The 20,004-nt window shown below is 36.2% G+C and carries 10 protein-coding genes; 7 read left to right on the top strand and 3 right to left on the bottom strand.

Translation table 11 applies throughout. The features are described 5' to 3' along the window. Window positions 1–44: 44 nt before the first annotated feature. The 4 genes from GZ212_RS10960 (at window position 45) to uvrB (ending at window position 14,237) form a co-directional block, all read left to right on the top strand. Entirely contained in the window at window positions 45–4,871 is a 4,827-nt protein-coding gene (locus GZ212_RS10960) for a T9SS type B sorting domain-containing protein (RefSeq protein ID WP_166960098.1), read from the top strand. 119 nt (window positions 4,872–4,990) lie between these two features. Next, window positions 4,991–9,829, top strand: a complete 4,839-nt coding sequence (locus tag GZ212_RS10955; protein ID WP_166960095.1) for a T9SS type B sorting domain-containing protein — start codon at window positions 4,991–4,993, stop codon at window positions 9,827–9,829. A 67-nt stretch (window positions 9,830–9,896) separates the two neighbouring features. Next, window positions 9,897–12,212: a T9SS type B sorting domain-containing protein gene (locus tag GZ212_RS10950; RefSeq protein WP_166960092.1), complete on the top strand. Its 2,316-nt coding sequence runs from the start codon at window positions 9,897–9,899 to the stop codon at window positions 12,210–12,212. 18 nt (window positions 12,213–12,230) lie between these two features. Next, window positions 12,231–14,237 carry an excinuclease ABC subunit UvrB gene (gene uvrB / locus GZ212_RS10945; RefSeq protein WP_166960089.1) on the top strand — a complete coding sequence of 669 codons (2,007 nt, stop codon included), beginning with the start codon at window positions 12,231–12,233 and terminating at the stop codon, window positions 14,235–14,237. On the opposite strand, the gene GZ212_RS10940 is transcribed toward uvrB, so the two are convergent. Next, complete coding sequence (locus GZ212_RS10940) at window positions 14,234–14,635, bottom strand: hypothetical protein (RefSeq protein ID WP_053971586.1); 402 nt, start codon at window positions 14,633–14,635, stop codon at window positions 14,234–14,236. The genes uvrB and GZ212_RS10940 overlap by 4 nt on opposite strands. Window positions 14,636–15,023: 388 nt before the next feature. After that, complete coding sequence (locus GZ212_RS10935; protein ID WP_166960086.1) at window positions 15,024–15,620, bottom strand: hypothetical protein; 597 nt, start codon at window positions 15,618–15,620, stop codon at window positions 15,024–15,026. A 277-nt stretch (window positions 15,621–15,897) separates the two neighbouring features. On the opposite strand from GZ212_RS10935, the gene GZ212_RS10930 reads away from it, so the two are divergent. Next, on the top strand, window positions 15,898–16,272 hold the full coding sequence (locus GZ212_RS10930; RefSeq protein WP_166960083.1) for a hypothetical protein: 375 nt from the start codon (window positions 15,898–15,900) through the stop codon (window positions 16,270–16,272). Between the two features lie 194 nt (window positions 16,273–16,466). Here the strand turns inward: GZ212_RS10930 and sucC are convergent, their stop codons facing one another. Next, window positions 16,467–17,657 carry an ADP-forming succinate--CoA ligase subunit beta gene (sucC, locus tag GZ212_RS10925; RefSeq protein ID WP_053971583.1) on the bottom strand — a complete coding sequence of 397 codons (1,191 nt, stop codon included), beginning with the start codon at window positions 17,655–17,657 and terminating at the stop codon, window positions 16,467–16,469. A gap of 181 nt (window positions 17,658–17,838) precedes the next feature. Between sucC and lysA the strand changes: the two genes are divergently transcribed. Both lysA and GZ212_RS10915 read left to right on the top strand, forming a co-directional pair. Next, window positions 17,839–19,044 (top strand): diaminopimelate decarboxylase, encoded by a 1,206-nt coding sequence (gene lysA / locus GZ212_RS10920; RefSeq protein WP_166960080.1) that lies wholly within the window; start codon window positions 17,839–17,841, stop codon window positions 19,042–19,044. A 221-nt stretch (window positions 19,045–19,265) separates the two neighbouring features. Continuing rightward, window positions 19,266–19,991: a hypothetical protein gene (locus GZ212_RS10915; protein WP_166960077.1), complete on the top strand. Its 726-nt coding sequence runs from the start codon at window positions 19,266–19,268 to the stop codon at window positions 19,989–19,991. Window positions 19,992–20,004: the final 13 nt, after the last annotated feature.

Genomic DNA, 20,004 nt, shown 5'->3' with positions numbered 1-20,004 from the left:
ATCCCAAATCTTGGTCGCAAGACCAATCATAAACAACTGAACTAATGAAAAAGTGCTACCTACTTATGGTATTGGTTGGTATACTGGCTTTTAGTGCCCAATCCCAACAAATTTCAACCAATTCTAATATTAGTATTCAAACTTTAGTTGAAGAATACTTGGTACAAGGTTGTGTAGAAATTTCTAACGTCCAATCAAATGCTAATGGTGCTCCTATGGGTATCGATAGTTACGGTTATTTTGAACAAGCAAGTTCAAATTTCCCTTTTCAAAACGGTTTGATTCTTTCTACTGGCTCTATCACATCCTCGGGAAATGTTGCCAATGGCAATACATTAAATGAAGGAGAACCTGAATGGGGTCCAGACTCTGACCTGGAAAATGCCTTGGGAATTAACAATACCTTTAATGCTACTTCTGTAGAATTTGATTTTGTTTCGGTTTCTAACTTAGTACAATTCAATTACATTTTGGCCTCTGAGGAGTATTACGCTAACTACCCTTGCGAATATTCCGATGGTTTTGCCTTTCTAATCAAAGAAGCTGGATCATCACAACCCTACACTAATATTGCATTAATTCCAGGAACCGATATCCCTGTGAATACCAGTACCATTCATGAAGAAATTGTAGGGTTTTGTCAAGCCGAAAATGAAGCATATTTTGATGGATATAATTTTGGTGACACCAACTTTAATGGACGAACCGTTGTTATGACTGCAAGTGCCGCCATTCAACCCAACGTTCAGTATCATATTAAATTGGTTATTGCAGATCAATCTGATGAAAATTATGATTCAGCAGTTTTCATTCAAGCTAATAGTTTTAATGCCAGTGTTGATTTGGGTGAAGATATTACAACCTGTGCCAATAGCACCAATCTAAATGCTGAAACAGACAATGATTTAGCTGTTTATAGCTGGTATTACAATGGTCAGCTACTCCCTTCTGAAACAAGTCCCCAAATAACTGCAGTCAACTCGGGAAGCTATACTGTAAGCATATCTATGCCTATTAATAACACCTCTTGTGAAATTCAAGACACCATTGAAGTCATTTTAAATTCGGCACAAACGGCTGAAGGTATTCCAGATTATATATTATGTGATTCTGGAAATAACAATACGGCAAGTTTTGATTTATCAAATATGGACGATGAAGTTCTAGATGTTGTTTCTGGAACCAATTTCCAAATTGCCTATTTTTCCTCTCAATCAAATGCCCAAAACAATTCAAATGCTATAACAGCTCCAATCACTAATACCTCAAACCCACAACCAATTTTTGTTAGAATTCAAGATTTAGATAATGGTTGTGTTTCTTATGCTAGTTTCAATTTAATAGTAAATGACATTCCAGAAATCAACACACCTGAGGAGATTGATATTTGCGACAATGGTAGTGCGGATGGTTTTGCAGAAATAGACTTTGCAGAAACTACGGAGGCCATAAGTGAAGGAAATGAAAACTATATAGTTACGTATCATACAACGCAGAATGAAGCAGAAAGTGGCGCAAACCCTATTCCACTTCCCTATGTCAATACTAATACATCTGAACAAATTTTTGTAAGAGTTGAAGATTCAGAGACAGGGTGCTACACTACCAGCAGCTTTATTATAAATATACTAGATGCTCCGGGAATTAACACCCAAACCCAAACCATAAACGCCTGTGAACAAGACGGAGATGGCTTTGAAACATTTGACTTAACATCTGTTTTGGATAATGTATTAGCCGGATTATCTGGCATGATAGTTAGTTACCATGAAACTATGGAGGATGCCCAAACAGGGGACAATCCTATAGACACCCCAGAATCATATGATAATACAGTTGCTGATTCTCAAATGGTATATATCCGTGTTGTAAATCCAGAAACCGGTTGTGCTTCTTACTCCCCAATTAATATTTTGGCCAACGCCTTGAATGAAGGATCAAATGTAACCAACCAATTTGCATGTGACGACGAATCAAATGATGGAATTGAAGATTTTGATCTCGAAGAGATTGCAGAAAGCATGATAAATGGTATGGGAGGCATCATAGTAACTTATTACGAAACAGAAAACGATCAAGATAACTTTGAAAATGCCATTGATCAGTCAATTCCATACATTGTTGATGATAGCCCACATACCTTGTATGTAACCTTTCATAAAGATGATTGCCTATATTACACTGATTTAAATTTAATTGTTGCACCAGGTGTCTTTTTGGAACCTTTAGAACCTGTTACATACTGTGATAATGATGAAGATGGATTTACCTCTATTCACCTATCAGATTTTAATGGATTTGTTAATCAAGGCATTCCAAATGCCCAGGTCAGATACTTTTTAACTGAGATAGATGCCGAAAACAATGAAAATCAATTACCATCTAATTATACGAACACAACAAACCCTTTCAATGTATTTGTAAGAGTCACTAACTCTAACTCCAAATGCTATGATGTACAACCACTTGAAATTACCGTTCTAGCTGCTCCGAGTATAAATCAACCCAGTGACATAATCATTTGTGATGATGATTATGACGGATATTATCAAGTTGACCTAGAAAGCAAAATATCAGAAATAGTTGGAAATGATAGTGACGTGTCCATTTCATTTCATACGTCTCAAAGTAATGCCAATTCAAATACCAATGCTATTATTAATCCATCCAATTTCAATTCTAATACTCAAACCATTTATACGAGAGTGGAAAGTCTTGAAACTGGTTGTCATGCCCTAGCTATTTTTGATGTTATAGTAAATACGCAACCACAATTCCCTGCCATTTCAAATTATCAAAACTGTGAATCTGATGGTAATCAAACCGCTGATTTTTATTTTGTAAACAAGGACAGTGAGATTCTTAATGGACAAATTGGTAAAATTGCATATTATTTTGAGAGTGAAATTGATGCTCTAAACCGACAAAATGCAATTGACAAGAATACTGCATACAGCAATCTATCTAATCCTCAAACCATTTGGGTTCGTGTTGAAAACATAACCGACCATGGTTGTTTTGGGGTATCCTCATTTACTATAGAGGTGGGCTCTTTACCACTTTTCAACTTACCTGAAGACAAATATTTATGTGATGATTATACAAATGATGGATCGGAGGTATTTGATTTGCAAGAAGTCATTAATGAAGTTTCGACAGGAATTTCAGACGACTTAACAATAACCTTTTACGATTCGATTGAAGATGCCGAAAATTCAGAGAATGAACTACCATTAGACTATTCCAATATTCAGAATCCACAGCAGATTTATGTAAAAATTGAAAATGGAAGTTACTGTTATGGTATTGCTGAATTTGGATTGAATGTTATTCAAGCTCCAGAAGTCAACATGCCATCTGATTTTGTGATTTGTGATATAGACCACGATGGAACAAGTATTTTTGATTTATCTGTGACCTTGGAAGAAATTTTAGAGGTAAGACAGGATGACTTGATTATTTCTTACCATGAAAGTGAAGAGGACTTAGAAGCAAACATTAATTCTATTCAAGATCCAGAAAACTATGAGAACCTATCAAATCCACAAACTATTTATATCAGGGTAACAAACCCTACTACCTCTTGTTTTGTAACTGTTCCTGTTAACCTTATTGTGGATGCTCCTCCTGTAATTAACACTTTCACAGAAGAAATATGTCACAATTCTACAACAAGTTACTATTTACCCAATGCTTTTGATTCTTTAGTGGAAGAACCAGAAAACGTAACTTTTATTTTTTACACATCTCAAGCAGATGCAGAGGCCGACGCGAATCCGTTAGGAGATACCTTTAACTACACTTCCAACAATTCTGTTATTTATGTAAGAGCTATAAGTAGTCTGTCAGGATGTTACTCTATTGGTTCGTTCAACCTAAACGTCAATCCCCTACCGAATGCTAATCAACCAAATGATTTGGTAAGCTGTGATGATGATTCTGACGGAATGTTGGTTTTTGATTTAAGCCAACAAAACAATACTATATTAGGAAATCAAGGAAGCGAAGATTTTACAATTACCTATTATGAAATTCTTCAAGAAGCTGCAGCTGGAGACAATCCTATTTCAAATTTAAATTATTTAGCTTTTGATGGACAAACCATATTTGCTAGAGTAACCAATAATCTAACAGGCTGTTTTAGCATCACCAGTTTTAACTGCATTGTCAATAGAATTCCTTTGGTTGATATCCCAGACCAGACCATCTGTTTGAATAGTGAAGAGCCTTTAGTAGTTTCAGCTTTTACAGGCTATAACAATGATAGTTACTTATGGTCTACCAATCAAATAGGACCAGAAATTCAAATAAACCAAATTGGTGAATATTCTGTTACGGTTACTACTGAAAATGGGTGTTCTACAACGACTACCTTCCAGGTAATGGAATCAGAACAAGCCAGTATTGATTTCACAGAAACCATCGACTTTTCCAATCCGAGTAATATTACGGTTACCATTAGCGGAATTGGAAATTATTTATACACTTTAGATGGTGGTACACCTCAGGAATCTAATGTGTTCTACCACGTTTCATGGGGTCTTCACACCATCGAAATTATAGACTTAAATGGATGTGCCTCCGCTTTCAAAGAAATCATGGTAATCAATGCGCCCACCTTCTTTACTCCAAATAACGACGGTGACAATGACTTATGGCAAATAGCCGGAATAGAGCAGCTTGAAGGCACTATGGTTTATATCTTTGATCGCTACGGAAAACTTTTACAAACCATGAATTCTAGTTCAAAAGGTTGGGATGGAACCTACAATGGTCACAACATGCCCTCTGATGATTATTGGTTCTTAGCTCAAGTGAAAAAAGGAGAAAAACAGTTTGAAGTAAGGAATCATTTTACCCTAAAAAGATAATGACTTAGCAAAGAAAAATCACTTTTTATCAAATATAATCTACAAATCCCCCTAATCGGGGATTTTTTTGTTACATTTAAATTTCTCATTTTCAAAAAAATTAAAATTGCTACAATAAAATGAGCAAACCATCTATTTGTTTTTTAGTTGTTTTGCTAGGTATATTTTTTAACATACATGCTCAGCAAATCACGACTTCAACGGCCACTTTAGAAACCTTAATTCAACAGAATTTAGGCCAAGGTTGTGTGGAGATTTCTAATATTTCAAGTGATGTCAATGGGCAAAACATCAACATAAATTCTTACGGATATTTTGAAAAGGCCACTTCAAACTTTCCTTTTCAAGATGGAATTATATTATCAACCGGAACCATTCAATCGGCTGGAAACACATTCATAGGTACACACCTAAACGAAGGTGATGATTCATGGGGTACAGACCCCGATTTGGAAAACGCATTAGGTATCGACAACACCTTAAATGCAACTTCTATTGAGTTTGATTTTGTCACCATAGCCAACGTCATTCAATTTCGTTACATTTTGGCCTCCGAAGAATATTATGCAAATTTTCCTTGTAATTACTCAGATGGGTTTGCGTTGCTGATTAAAGAGGCTGGTACTTCCGACCCTTATTCCAATATAGCCGTAATTCCAGACACTTCTATCCCAGTAAACACAAATACAATTCACTCGGAAATAGTTGAGTTTTGTCCAGAAGAAAATGTAGAATATTTTGCTGGATTCAATATGGGAGATACCAATTTTAATGGAAGAACGGTAGTCATGACTGCTACCGCATCCATAGAACCCAACGTTCAATACCATATTAAAATGGTTATTGCTGATCAAACAGATGAAAACTATGACTCAGCAGTATTTATCGAAGGAAACAGTTTTAACCCAACAGTAGATTTAGGCCCTGACATCAACACCTGTGGAGAATCCTATGTTCTAAATGCTAATATAGAAAATCCAAATGCTAATTATCAGTGGTTTTTAAATGGTGTACCAATCAGCGGAGAAACAAATGAAACTTTGACCGTAACACAGTCGGGCGTTTACAAAGTCGAAATTTCCTTTCAAATAAGCAATACGAGTTGTACCATAGAAGACCAAGCGGAAATTATTCTTAACTCAGAGCAAACCTTTGAACCGATTTCCAATTATTCATTATGCGACGATCCATCCCAAGATGGTCTGGAATTGTTTGACCTGAACATAAAGAACAGTGAAGTTCTAAGTTCTGTACCTCCCTCTAGTTACAATATAAGCTACCATTTAAGTATGGAAGAAGCTCAGAGTGGAAGTAATCCCTTATCGTCCCCCTACCAAAATACAAGTAATCCCCAAACGATATATATACGAATTCTAGATACAGAAAATGGTTGTCTGGCCTATTCCAGTTTTGACCTTATTGTCAACCAGCTACCAGAATATTCTGAACCTGAGCCCGTAACAGTGTGTTCTGGGCCAGAATCCAATGGCTTCGCAGAAATTGATCTAGGACCTATTTCTGATGAAATATCTCAAGAAAATCCTGATATCTACATCAGCTACCATTACAATCAAGAAGATGCCACTCTGGGGAACAATCCTATTTTTTCTTACGTAAACACCAATCCCGAAAACACACTTTACATTAGAATTTATGATGCTGAAACAGGATGTTTTGTAACAACTACCATAGACATTACTGTAATTCCGAATCCGGACGTGGACACTTCTGAGCCCTTTTGGATAAATGCTTGTGAAGAAGATCAAGATGGTTTTGATATCTTTGATTTAACCTCCATTATCGATGATGTTTTAGAAGGCTTAACAGGTGTTTCGGTTAGCTTCTATGAAAGTTATGAAAATGCAGAAACGGGAAGTAATCCGATTGCCAATGAATCAAATTATCAAAATGTGGTTCAAGAACTTCAAACGGTTTATATTAGGATTGTAGATGATGAAACCGGCTGTTTTACTATTGTTCCCTTAACATTATTTGCAGACCTTATTAATACGGAATTTTCAAATTCTTCGTTTTATTTTTGTGATGATAGTAGTAACGACGGAATTCAAGAAATAGACTTAACGGAAATTACCGACCAACTTATTGGTGTTTATTCTGAATCTTTTGAGGTGATATATTATGAGTCATTCGAAAATCAAGTAGACGAAATTAACGCGATTCCCCAAAATGTCCCTTATACAATTACTGAAAGTCCAACAACATTATATTTAACCATTTTTGGGGAGGATTGTGAACGATTAATTTCAGTAAATGTTTTTCTCAGTCCGCCCATTGAATTGGATGAAGTAGAACCCATCCTTTATTGTGATGATTATATTAACGATGGATATACATCCATTGACCTAGAAAGTATCATACCACTGATTGTTGGAGATATTAGCCAATCTTCTGTACAATTCTTTTTAACCGAAGAAGATGCCACCAATGTTGAAAATTTGCTTCCGCCCATTTTCTTTAATGTAGCAAACCCACAAATCATTTGGGCTAAAGTTATTGACCTTTCTACCAACTGCTATGATATAGTACCCCTTGAAATTGAAATTATTGGTGTTCCTGATGTCAATGTTCCAAGTGACATTATAGAATGTGACGATGATGACGATGGTTATTTTACGGTCAATTTAGAAACTAAAATTCCAGAAATTATCGATGACACCACTGGATTAACCTTTACTTTTTTCACCGATTTTGAGGACGCTGTTGCAAATATAAATCCCGTTCCAGACCCAACTAATGTGACAACGGCAACCCAACAACTTCATGTGAGAATAGAAAATGAAGGCACAGGTTGTTATACTTTCGTTTCATTTTATGCTTACATCAATACCCTACCAGTTTTTCCTGAAGGTGGTATTTCAGATTTCATCAATTGTCAGGCAAATTTTAGTGATGTTGGTGATTTTTATTTATATGAAAAGGATGAGGAAATTTTGAATGGTCAAACCGGTAAACAAGTGCTTTATTTTGAAACTGAAAATGACGCCATCAATAGAGTCAATATCATTGATAAATATAGTATATATCAAAATACAACTAATCCACAAATTCTTTTTTGTAGAGTAGAAAACTTGACAGATCAGGGATGTTTTGGAGTATCTTCATTTAATTTAAATGTTGGAGTGGAGCCTGACTACAATGAACCGTTAGATTTATTTTTATGTGATGACATGTCTAATGATGGTGTTATTGCGGTGGACCTCAATACCAAAATAGATGAAATCTCTCAGGGAATTAATGATAATCTTGAAATTAGTTTCCACTTTTCAGGATATGACGCTACCAATAACGTTTCCCCCATCACAAATTTAGATTTCACTAACACCTCAAATCCTCAAGAAATTTTTGTAAGAATAGCAAATGGTACCTTTTGTAATGCTATCACAAGTTTTGATATCAACGTTATTCCGGTACCTGAAGTTAACTTTCCTTCAGACATTGAGTTTTGCGATGATGATGGATATGCTACCCATGATCTTACCGTTGCCGAATTGGAAATCTTGGATGTCAGGCAAGATGACATTGTCATCTCATATCATGAAACGATGGAAGATGTCGAAAATGACGTCGTTAGTATTCCAAACCCAGAAAGCTACACCAACATTACCAATCCACAAACCGTTTACGTTAAAATCAATAATACGGTTTCCAATTGCTACGCTGTAGTGCCCATAAACATTAATTTGAACCTTCCCCCTGAAATAAACGAGTTTGAAGAATATCCTTTATGCCAAGGTAACAGTTCTGCTTTTGACCTGAACCTCATCAACACTATTATTGTTGATGACCCCAATGGGTTGGGTATTACATATCATTCAAATGGAGCGGATGCAGATGCCAATATTAATCCATTAGACACCAATTACACAATCATATCCAATAGCGACACAATTTTCATTAGAATTGAAAATTTGGAAACTGGGTGCTATACGGTTTACCCATTCAATTTGGTTACCTATCCAAACCCTAATATCAATCAACCAAATAACCTAGAGTCATGTGATGATGATTTTGATGGCCTGTTAACTTTCGACCTATCTCAGCAAACCACCCAGGTATTGGGAAGTTTGAATCCACAGAATTATACCACTGGTTATTATGAAACACTTCAGAATGCCATTAATGGTAATAATGAAATTTTGGATTTGAATTACAATGCCTTTGACGGACAAACCATATTTATACGGGTGGAGAATAATGAAACAAGCTGTTTCAGCATCACGACCTTTCAGCTTTTTGTCCATCGAATTCCATTGGTTGAAATCCCAGATTCAACCATATGTTTAAATGCTGAAAACTTGGTAGTTTCGGCAGAAACTGGTTTCGACACCGACACCTATATTTGGTCCAATAGTCAAACCACTCCTCAAACTCAAATAATCTATCCAGGAACCTATTCTGTTACGGTTACAACTATTGATGGTTGCTCCACAACCACATCATTTGAAGTCATTGAATCAGAAACGGCCACCATAGAATTCACCGAGTCTGTAGACTTTGCAGATCCGAATAATGTCACGGTAACGGTGAATGGTATTGGCGAATATTTATATGCTATTGATGGTGGAACACCACAAGAATCAAACGTGTTTTATAATGTGTCTTGGGGCCTTCACACCATAGAAGTGATTGACATTAATGGATGTGCCTCAGCTATCAAAGAAATTGTTGTTATAGATTATCCACTTTATTTTACACCCAATAATGATGGGGACAATGACACCTGGCATATTGCAGGTGTTGACCAACTTGTGGGTACCATCATTTATATTTTTGATAGATACGGAAAATTATTAACTGCTTTGACCCACGATTCTCCAGGTTGGGATGGCACCTATAATGGAGAAAATATGCCGGCTACCGATTACTGGTTTGTTGCAAAGGTGGTGAAAGGTCAAAGAACGTTTGACGTAAAGAGTCATTTCACCTTAAAACGCTAAGGTTTAACAGATTTTTATACCTGTTTGGCTATTAATTATGGCTATCTTTGCCCCATAATTTTCCCTAATGAAGAACTACTTTTTAGCATTCTTTATTTTTTTTTCCATAAAAAGCTTTTCACAGAATGTAACCGTGGATAGCCAAACCTATACCCCACAACAACTCATTGAAGATATTCTTATCAACAGTGATTGTATTACTGATATTGTAGTAACCAATGTGGTAGGTGGTAATTTTGGAGGTTCCGATCAGAGTTATGGTTATTTTGAAGCCAACGGATCCAGTTTTCCATTTGATAGTGGGCTCGTTCTAAGTACTGGAAGGCTTCAAAATGTCCCAGGTCCCAATACCACCTTAAGTGACGATGATGCACCCAATTGGGGTGGAGATCAAGATTTGGAAAATATTTTGGACGAATCAAATACAACCAATGCTACCATTCTGGAATTTGATTTTGTTTCTGTAGCTGACCAAATAAAATTCAGATACATTTTTGCTTCAGAAGAGTATCAAGAGGGTAATAGCAACACCTGTCAATATTCAGACCTATTCGGGTTTTTAATCAGACCAGCAGACCAACAACAATACACCAATATTGCTTTAGTCCCCAACACGCAAACTCCGGTTAAGGTTACTACAGTTCATTCTGGCATTCCAGGAGGATGTAACCCAATCAATGAAGAATATTTTGGTAGTTGGAACGGTCCATCTGCACCTATAAACTTTAATGGACAAACAAGCATTTTGACGGCAGAAGCAAATGTCATCCCGAATCAAACGTATCATGTTAAGTTAGTGATCGCTGATGAACAAAACTACCGATATGACTCAGCCGTATTTTTAGAAGCAGGCAGCTTTCAACTTGGATCCGATTTAGGCCCCGATAGATTAATATCAACAGGCAATCCACTTTGCGAAGGCGAGTCATTAATCCTAAGCGTAGAACCATCCAACGGTGCTTCTTACTTGTGGTACAAAGAAGGAGACCCCATCCCTACTATCCCATGTCTGAATTGTACGGAATATGAAGTGACAGAAGCAGGAACATATCATGTTGAAGTTAACTTAGAAAACAATTGCATTTCCTATGGCGAAATTACAATTGAGTATTCTGAGAATCCCAACCCAACTAATGCAAACTTGGTTAATTGTGATTTCAACGGTGATGGATTGAGTACATACAACTTACTCACTGCCGAAGAAATGATGATCACAAACAATGACCAATTCATTTCGGGGTTTTACAATAGTCTGGAACAGGCACAAGAAGAGGATTCTCCTATAGAAAACATGACAAACTATAGCAATTCGTCACTTTCCGAAGTGGTTTACGCAAGAGTCGAAAACACTTTTGGATGTTTTGCAATTGCTGAAATAACATTGGATGTTTCTCAAAATGATATGGATTTAGAGGCTCTCACCCAATGTGATGATAGTCCCAATGATGGCTTTGCCGATTTTAACTTAAGTGCTTACACAACTGAAATTCAAACCCTCGTACCAAATGGTTCGCAAGTCACCTATTTCTATTCACTGGAAGATGCCGAACTCAGTGTAAATTCATTGCCTTCGATCTATACCAACGAGCAAGCCTATTACCAAACCATTTATGTAAGGATTGATAACAACAGTATGTGTTATAGTATTGCTGAGTTGATATTACAGGTTTATGAGAACCCTGTTTTACCTCCCGACGAAGAAATAAAATATTGTACAAACTTTTATCCCGAAACCATAACACTTTCTGCCAATCCTAATAATGCCGCTCCACTTACCTATGAATGGACCTTAAATGGAATGCCTTTAGGTTTTGACACACCCAATATTGAAATCAATCAGGTAGGAACCTACAGTGTTTCGGCCACCAATCTTTACGGTTGTTCAGCTATCAGGAATTTTGATGTTCTAGCATCAGAACCAGCTCAAATTGAGAACATACAAACCACGGATGCTCCTAGCACCTTAACTGTCAACGCTACTGGTAATGGAGATTATTTATTTGGGTTGGATGGCGGCCAATTCCAGCTATCTCATATTTTTTTCAACGTTCCAGCTGGATTTCATACCGTTCAAGTTCTAAACTTGGATGGCTGTGGCACGGTTACCGAAGAATTGGCTATTCTGGGGTTCCCGAAATTTTTCACCCCCAATGGCGATGGTGAAAACGACACCTGGAATCCTTATGGTGTAAGTCCCGAATTTTATGGCATGACCATTCAAATATTTGACCGCTACGGAAAACTGTTAACAACACTTCTTGGGAACGATGCTGGTTGGAGTGGTTTCTATGAAAATCAATTAATGCCCAGTAATGATTATTGGTATAAAGCGACTTTACCAAATGGAAAAGTATATCTGGGACATTTTGCATTGATTCGATAATTCTATTACATTGAACCTATGAAATTTCAAGTCAAATCTGAATTTAAGCCAACTGGAGATCAACCCCAAGCCATCAGGCAATTAACAGAGGGAATAGATTCTGATGAAAAATACCAAACCCTTTTGGGTGTGACTGGTTCTGGTAAAACATTTAGCATTGCCAATGTCGTAGAAAATGTTCAGAAACCTACCTTGGTTTTAGCTCATAACAAAACTTTGGCGGCCCAACTTTACTCAGAGTTTAAACAGTTTTTTCCAGATAATGCCGTTGAGTATTTTGTATCCTATTACGACTATTACCAACCAGAGGCTTACATTCCAGTTACGGGAACCTATATAGAAAAAGATTTATCTATAAATGAAGAAATAGAAAAGTTGAGACTGAGTACCACTTCGTCCTTACTTTCTGGAAGAAGAGATGTTTTGGTTGTCGCGTCGGTATCTTGTTTATATGGTATCGGTAACCCTGTTGAATTTCAAAAAAACGTGATTACCATTGAACGTGATCAAGTCATTTCAAGAACCAAACTATTGCACCAACTTGTTCAAAGTCTGTACTCAAGAACTGAAGCCGAATTTAACAACGGAAATTTCAGAATAAAGGGAGACACGGTTGACGTCTTTCCCGGTTATGCTGATAATGCTTTCAGAATCCATTTTTTTGGAGATGAGATAGAAGATATTGAGGCCTTTGATGTGCAAACAAATCAGGTTATTGAACATTATGAAAGACTCAATATTTATCCAGCTAATATGTTTGTAACCTCTCCTGAAGTACTTCAAAATGCCATTAAGGACATACAGGATGACTTGGTAAAACAATACGATTATTTTAAGGATATTGGCAAACATCTTGAAGCCAAACGATTAAAGGAGCGAACCGAATTTGATTTGGAAATGATTCGGGAATTGGGATACTGTTCGGGAATTGAAAATTATTCTAGGTATCTAGATGGCAGAAAACCAGGAACCAGACCTTTCTGTTTGTTGGATTATTTCCCCGATGATTATTTAATGGTTGTTGATGAAAGCCACGTGACGATTTCTCAAGTTCATGCCATGTACGGCGGTGACCGGAGCAGAAAGGAGAATTTGGTGGAATACGGTTTCAGACTTCCAGCTGCCATGGATAACCGTCCTTTGAAGTTTGAAGAATTTGAAGCTTTACAAAATCAGGTTATTTACGTAAGTGCTACGCCAGCAGATTATGAACTAAAAAAATCTGGAGGTATTTATGTGGAGCAAGTGATTAGACCTACTGGCTTATTGGATCCTATTATTGAAGTAAGACCTAGCTTAAACCAAATTGATGACCTAATTGAAGAGATTCAACAACGTGTTGAAAAAGATGAGCGAACATTGGTCACTACCCTGACAAAACGTATGGCCGAAGAACTTACCAAGTATCTAGCACGAATTCAAATACGGGTAAGGTATATTCACAGTGATGTAGACACCTTAGAGCGGGTCGAAATTATGCAAGATTTAAGGAAAGGGTTATTTGATGTTTTGGTTGGCGTCAACCTTTTAAGAGAGGGGCTTGACTTACCCGAGGTATCGTTAGTCGCCATTTTGGATGCTGATAAGGAGGGCTTTTTGAGATCAGAAAGATCCTTAACACAAACTGTTGGTCGTGCTGCAAGAAATATCAATGGGAAAGCCATTATGTATGCTGATAAAATTACCAATAGCATGCAACGAACTATTGACGAGACCAATTACAGACGCGAAAAACAAATAAATTACAATACCGCAAATAACATAACACCTACGCCTCTTAAAAAAGGTATCGACAGTGCCTTGGCCAAGTCTGGATTAAAGACGTATCAATATGAAAGCGAAGTTGCCCAAGCAGCAGAACCGGAAAATGATTATTTATCCAAAAAAGATTTAGAAAAACTGGTACGTGAAAATAGAAAGCACATGGAACATGCAGCCAAATCTTTAGACTTTTTGGAAGCCGCTAAATTCAGGGATAAAATAAAAGCTTATCAAGATCAACTGGATAAGCTCAAACAGGATTAATTGTATTGCACCTTGAAAATGTCTATAAGAACATCTGGCGGAACAATTTTGTTAGGGAAACTCTCCATTAAATATAGAACACGAGAGATACTTTCATGGCTTAAACCCATTCTCAAACCATAATTGTACAATCGTAAAATTTCCTTAGGGTCCTTTTCATTGTCAATATTCATCAATAAAACCAACCTATGAAATTGCACAATACGTTCGCTATGGGAATTAAGATGGATATAATTAATAGGATTCTCTATTAGATAGTCAAAATCCTCACGGCAAATATCCAGTTGCTTCGCAATAGACAACAAAAAATTATACTCAATAGGTTTTAATTCCTGATCGCCTTTGGCAAACGAAATCATTTCAGATAAGAGGCTTAGTTTTTCTACCCGATTTATCATGTGAGGAATTGGATTAATTAGACTATGTAAAGATAAGGAGAAGCCCCATTTTATAATCGGCAAGAATTTGTAACTTGTCGAAAAATAATTGACATTTTATCGGATTATTTTAACTTTCATCAACTATAACACACTGATAATCATAGTTTTCATGCAAATTTTCTAAGATTTTAGACTAATCTAAAACCAACTATTTAACTGTATATCAGTAATTTAATCAAGTGTGTATTATTCTCTAAAGCAAAAGATTGAGTGTGAAACAAGTATTCATAAAAGATAAACTTCTAAAAATGCAATTTTAGAGGTCTCAAGATGCTATGTCAACTTTATTTCATAAACCAATACTAAAATTTTAAGCTATGAATGTATCACAACCAATTTCTTATGATTAATTTTTAAGCAAGACCAACCAGTACCAATCTTCGGGATTACCTACTCCGACACTTGGCGTATAAAGAAAGAATTTTACTGAAGATTCTGGATTGCTGTCCCTAAAACTCTTAACAAGATTTAGGTTATCAATATTTTCCCAAATAGAAGTATAGTCAATCTCTTCTGGATAATAGGCATATTCATCATACATAACAGGTTCCAACAAAGTTTCATCCGGAATGGAAACCGGCTGGGAAATGGTTTCAAATGAACTTGCAGACATCAAGCTTTCTGGAAATTGCATTTCTCCCAATCCCATCCAAATAATAGTCCCATCAAAAATCAATTCGTTCAATGGTGTATAGTATAATTGAACACTTCCAAAATCACCAGGTGCATGATAATCAGAAGAAATAGCGAAGGTATCAGGTTGATCATCTCCAAAGGAAAAAACCATTCCTCCTTGAAATTGATTGGTTGTATAATCCACTTTGAGATAAGCCAATTTATTACCTTCAAAGTTATCTGGAGGTGTCACACAACAGTCATCACTATCATTACAGGATAATAAAAGAATACTTATAAATATCAAAAATGCGGAAGTTGGTTTCATAGATAATAGCTTTAATAATTAGATGCTTGAAGCATTAAAAGGTTGCGTTATATACACATAAAAAAAAGTCCAGTTATTGCTCATCTTTGATGGGTTTCTCCAATTTTGGATGTTGTTTAGTATTTCGTTATTTTGGAAAAGGTTTTTTATCTGAAACCACACGAAAGGATTCGTGCGGCAGCGGGGGCTTGAAGGAGTTCACTTACTCCTTTAAGTACTATTATAAATTTCTTTTCGAATTAAGTTCGTCTATAGGTATTAATTTTGTTGCAAAACAATGAGTAATAAAAAACAAGAAAAAATTGTATTTGCTTTATTTCTATTGTTGTTAATCTTATTAGCGGTATATAGGAATATTAAAAGGAATAATGAACTGGAAAAATACGGTGAAGAAACCACGTGTAAGGTTGTTGAGTTTAGATTTGTTAATAAAACTTCATATAGAATTGTGTATGAATACTATATTAATAATGTATCCTATAAGGGTGAAGAGGATACAGTATATTTCAAATGTGAAGATGGTACTGAAGGGTGCATAGGTGAAACTTTCAAATTACTTTATTCAACTAGGAATCCAAAATTAAGTAAAATTCAGTTGGGTAAATATTCTAAATATAGTAAAAACAAAGTTCAATTGGGTATGGCCCCCTAAGTTGGTAATGCCCCCTGGTAAGCGATCATATTGCGTACCCTCCGCTAGTGCTCATCTTTGATAGGGCTTCTATCTAAAGTAGAAAAGAACGTTGCCATTTCCTCCTCAGTGAGCAGCAACAATCAAAAGGTTGCACTCTAAAACAAAAAAGCTCCCAAATTGGGAGCTTTTAAATCTATATCCTTTATTGACCATTAAGCCAATACTTCCTGAACCTTGTCTGCTGCTTCTTGGAATTGGGTTGCACTTAACACATCCAATCCTGAATTATCAATTAATTCTTTAGCAACATCGGCATTGGTACCTTGTAAACGAACAATAATTGGCACATTGATAGTTCCCATATTTTTATAAGCATCTATAACACCTTGTGCCACACGGTCACAACGTACAATACCTCCAAAAATATTAATCAAAATAGCCTTCACGTTCGGATCTTTCAAAATAATTTTGAAAGCAGCCTCTACTCTGGCAGCATCAGCTGTTCCTCCAACATCAAGGAAGTTAGCAGGCTCTCCACCAGCTTGCTTAATCAAGTCCATGGTTGCCATTGCTAGACCAGCTCCGTTCACCATACACCCAACGTTTCCGTCTAAGTCAACATAATTTAATCCGACTTCCTTAGCCTCTACTTCAATAGGATTTTCTTCACGTAAATCCCTAAGGTTTACATAATCCTTATGTCTGTAAAGCGCATTATCATCTATAGTTACTTTAGCATCAACAGCTAAAATTTTATCATCACTTGTTTTTAAAACTGGGTTGATTTCAAACAAAGAAGAATCTGATTTCACGTAAGCCGTGTAAAGCGCCGAAACGAACTTGGTCATTTCTTTAAAAGCATTTCCAGAAAGTCCTAAATTGAAAGCAATTCTTCTTGCTTGGAATGGTAACAATCCTACTGAAGGATCAATTTCTTCTGTAAATATCAAATGAGGCGTTTCTTCTGCAACCGTTTCAATATCCATACCACCTTCGGTTGAATACATAATCATATTCTTTCCTGTCGCACGATTTAAAAGTACTGACATATAGAATTCATTTGGTTCACTGTCACCAGGATAGTAAACATCCTCAGCAACCAAAACCTGATGTACTTTTTTACCTTCTGCAGAAGTTTGAGGTGTAATCAAGTTCATTCCGATGATTTGACCTGCTAATTCTTCAACTTCTTTAAGGTTTTTGGCCAATTTTACACCGCCACCTTTACCACGACCACCAGCATGGATTTGAGCTTTAATAACATGCCAACCTGTTCCTGTTTCTTCAGTTAACTGCTTAGCTGCTGCTACAGCTTCGTGAGCATTTTGAGCAACGATTCCTCTTTGAACTCGTACACCAAAACTGCTTAAAATTTCTTTTCCTTGATATTCGTGTAAATTCATCTTGTTTTGTCAAATTTAAAGTCAAACAAAAGTAAGTATCCTATGCCATTTTACCAATAATTTTTAAAGTTTGTATCAATGTGATAACATATCTTCAATAATTTATAGATACCTAACATTTTATTTATGCGAATCCAGATTACTTATGTAGTTTTGTAGTTTATTTATTTTTAATTTCAATATGAAAGCAAATACCTTATTACAAATTGCAAAAGACTTTGGAAGTCCCGTTTATGTTTATGATGCCGAAAAAATCATTTCCCAGTACAAACGCTTAACCTCTGCTTTTAATAAGGTCAAACATTTAAAAGTAAATTATGCCTGTAAAGCGCTTTCAAATATTTCTGTATTAAAATTATTGAAAAGTTTAGGTTCTGGTTTGGATACCGTTTCCATACAAGAAGTAAGACTCGGACTTGCAGCAGGATTTGAACCAAAAGAAATCATCTATACGCCTAACGGGGTTTCTTTGGAAGAAATAGAACAAGCCGCTAGTATGGGTGTTCAAATCAATATTGACAACCTTTCCATTTTGGAACAATTCGGAACCAAGTTCCCAGACACACCAGTTTGCATTAGAATCAATCCGCATGTCATGGCAGGCGGTAACACCAATATATCTGTTGGACATATTGATAGCAAATTTGGCATTTCTATTCACCAAATTCCGCACATCTTAAGAATTGTTGAAAATACCAAGATGAAAATCAATGGAATCCATATGCACACTGGTAGTGATATTTTGGATATTGATGTATTCCTTTATGCCAGTGAAATTCTCTTTGATACGGCGAAACATTTCAAACAATTGGAGTTTATGGACTTTGGGTCTGGTTTCAAAGTGCCTTACAAAGAGGGCGATATTGAAACCAACATTGAGGAATTTGGAAAAAAATTGACTAAAAGATTCAATGAGTTCTGTAAAGAGTATGGAAAAGACCTTACTCTGGCTTTTGAGCCCGGTAAGTTTTTGGTGAGTGAATGTGGCTACTTCTTAACCAAAGTAAATGTGGTTAAGCAAACTACCTCAACGGTTTTTGCGCAAATAGACTCAGGATTTAATCACCTAATAAGACCCATGCTTTATGGTTCGCAACATGAAATCGTAAACATTTCCAATCCTAATGGACGTGAACGGTTCTACAGTGTCGTTGGATATATATGCGAAACAGATACGTTTGCAAACAACAGACGAATCAATGAAATAACAGAAGGTGATATATTAGCATTTAAAAATGCTGGTGCCTATTGTTATTCCATGGCTTCAAACTACAACTCTAGATACCGTCCAGCTGAAGTGTTGTGGACTAATAACGAAGCCAAATTGATAAGAAAAAGGGAAACCTTTGATGATATTATAAAAAATCAAATTGAAATAGATTTTTAAAAGGGAAAGGCAGCTAAATTAGCTGCCTTTATTTTTTTAAAATATTTTTTTGTACATTTAAGTATTCTCCCACAGAATAAACTTCTAGTATTCCCCATTTTTATCGGAATGCCCCTTCACTATTTTTAGTTATTTGGTTGCCCTAAATTGATTTAAGGACAAATAAATTCTTGCTCTGCAAGTACTATATATTTCTATTAATCAATTTAAAACCAAAACCAATGAAAAAATTAATGTATGTATTGTTTTTTGTGCCTATGCTCTTTTTGGCGCAAGAAAACAAAGGATTTATCCTTGATGCCACTGAAATTACAGTCAAATTAGGAGAAGAAGCCAGTTTTATTCAAGGTGTAAAAGCCTGGAAAGAATGCTACCTAGAAAAAAACGGAGAAGATAAATGGAATATGTGGCGAAGAATTCAAGGCGAGGGTTCTGTTTATATTATAACCGGTAGAATGGCAAATTGGGCTGAGTTTGATGCTCCACCAAAAGATGCCAATAAAGAATGTTACCATGTGGTTATGAATTTAATTATGCCGCATGTTGAAAAAATTAATTCATCAATTGCCAGAAGCATCCCGGATTGGGGTAGTTCAGAAGGTTTAGCCAATACTGGTTTAGTTTGGGTAACTTATTTTAAAGTGAACAACTCAAATGCTTTTGCTGAAGTGGTTAGCGATGTTGGAGCTGCCATGGTATCTCAAGGTGAAAATAGACCTGCCTATTGGTATCGCGTAATAGGTGGTGATCCTGAAGGCGCCGATTATTTTATCAGCAATCCTTATGAAAAATTCTCAGACCTAGATATGGACGAAGCCAGCGTTTGGGAAGTTTACGAAAAGGCACATGGTAAGAAAAAAATGTTGGAAACCAGAGACAAACTTCGTGGCTGTCTGGATGACGCCTGGTCTTATTTGTATAAAAGAATGGCAGATTTGTCCAACTAATCTAAGATTTATA

It is taken from the genome of Mangrovimonas sp. CR14 (assembly GCF_011764015.1).
GTDB classification, from domain to species: Bacteria; Bacteroidota; Bacteroidia; order Flavobacteriales; family Flavobacteriaceae; genus Mangrovimonas; species Mangrovimonas futianensis.
The sequence above is the reverse complement of the archived record's forward strand: the minus strand, read 5'-3'. Positions and strand labels throughout refer to the sequence as shown.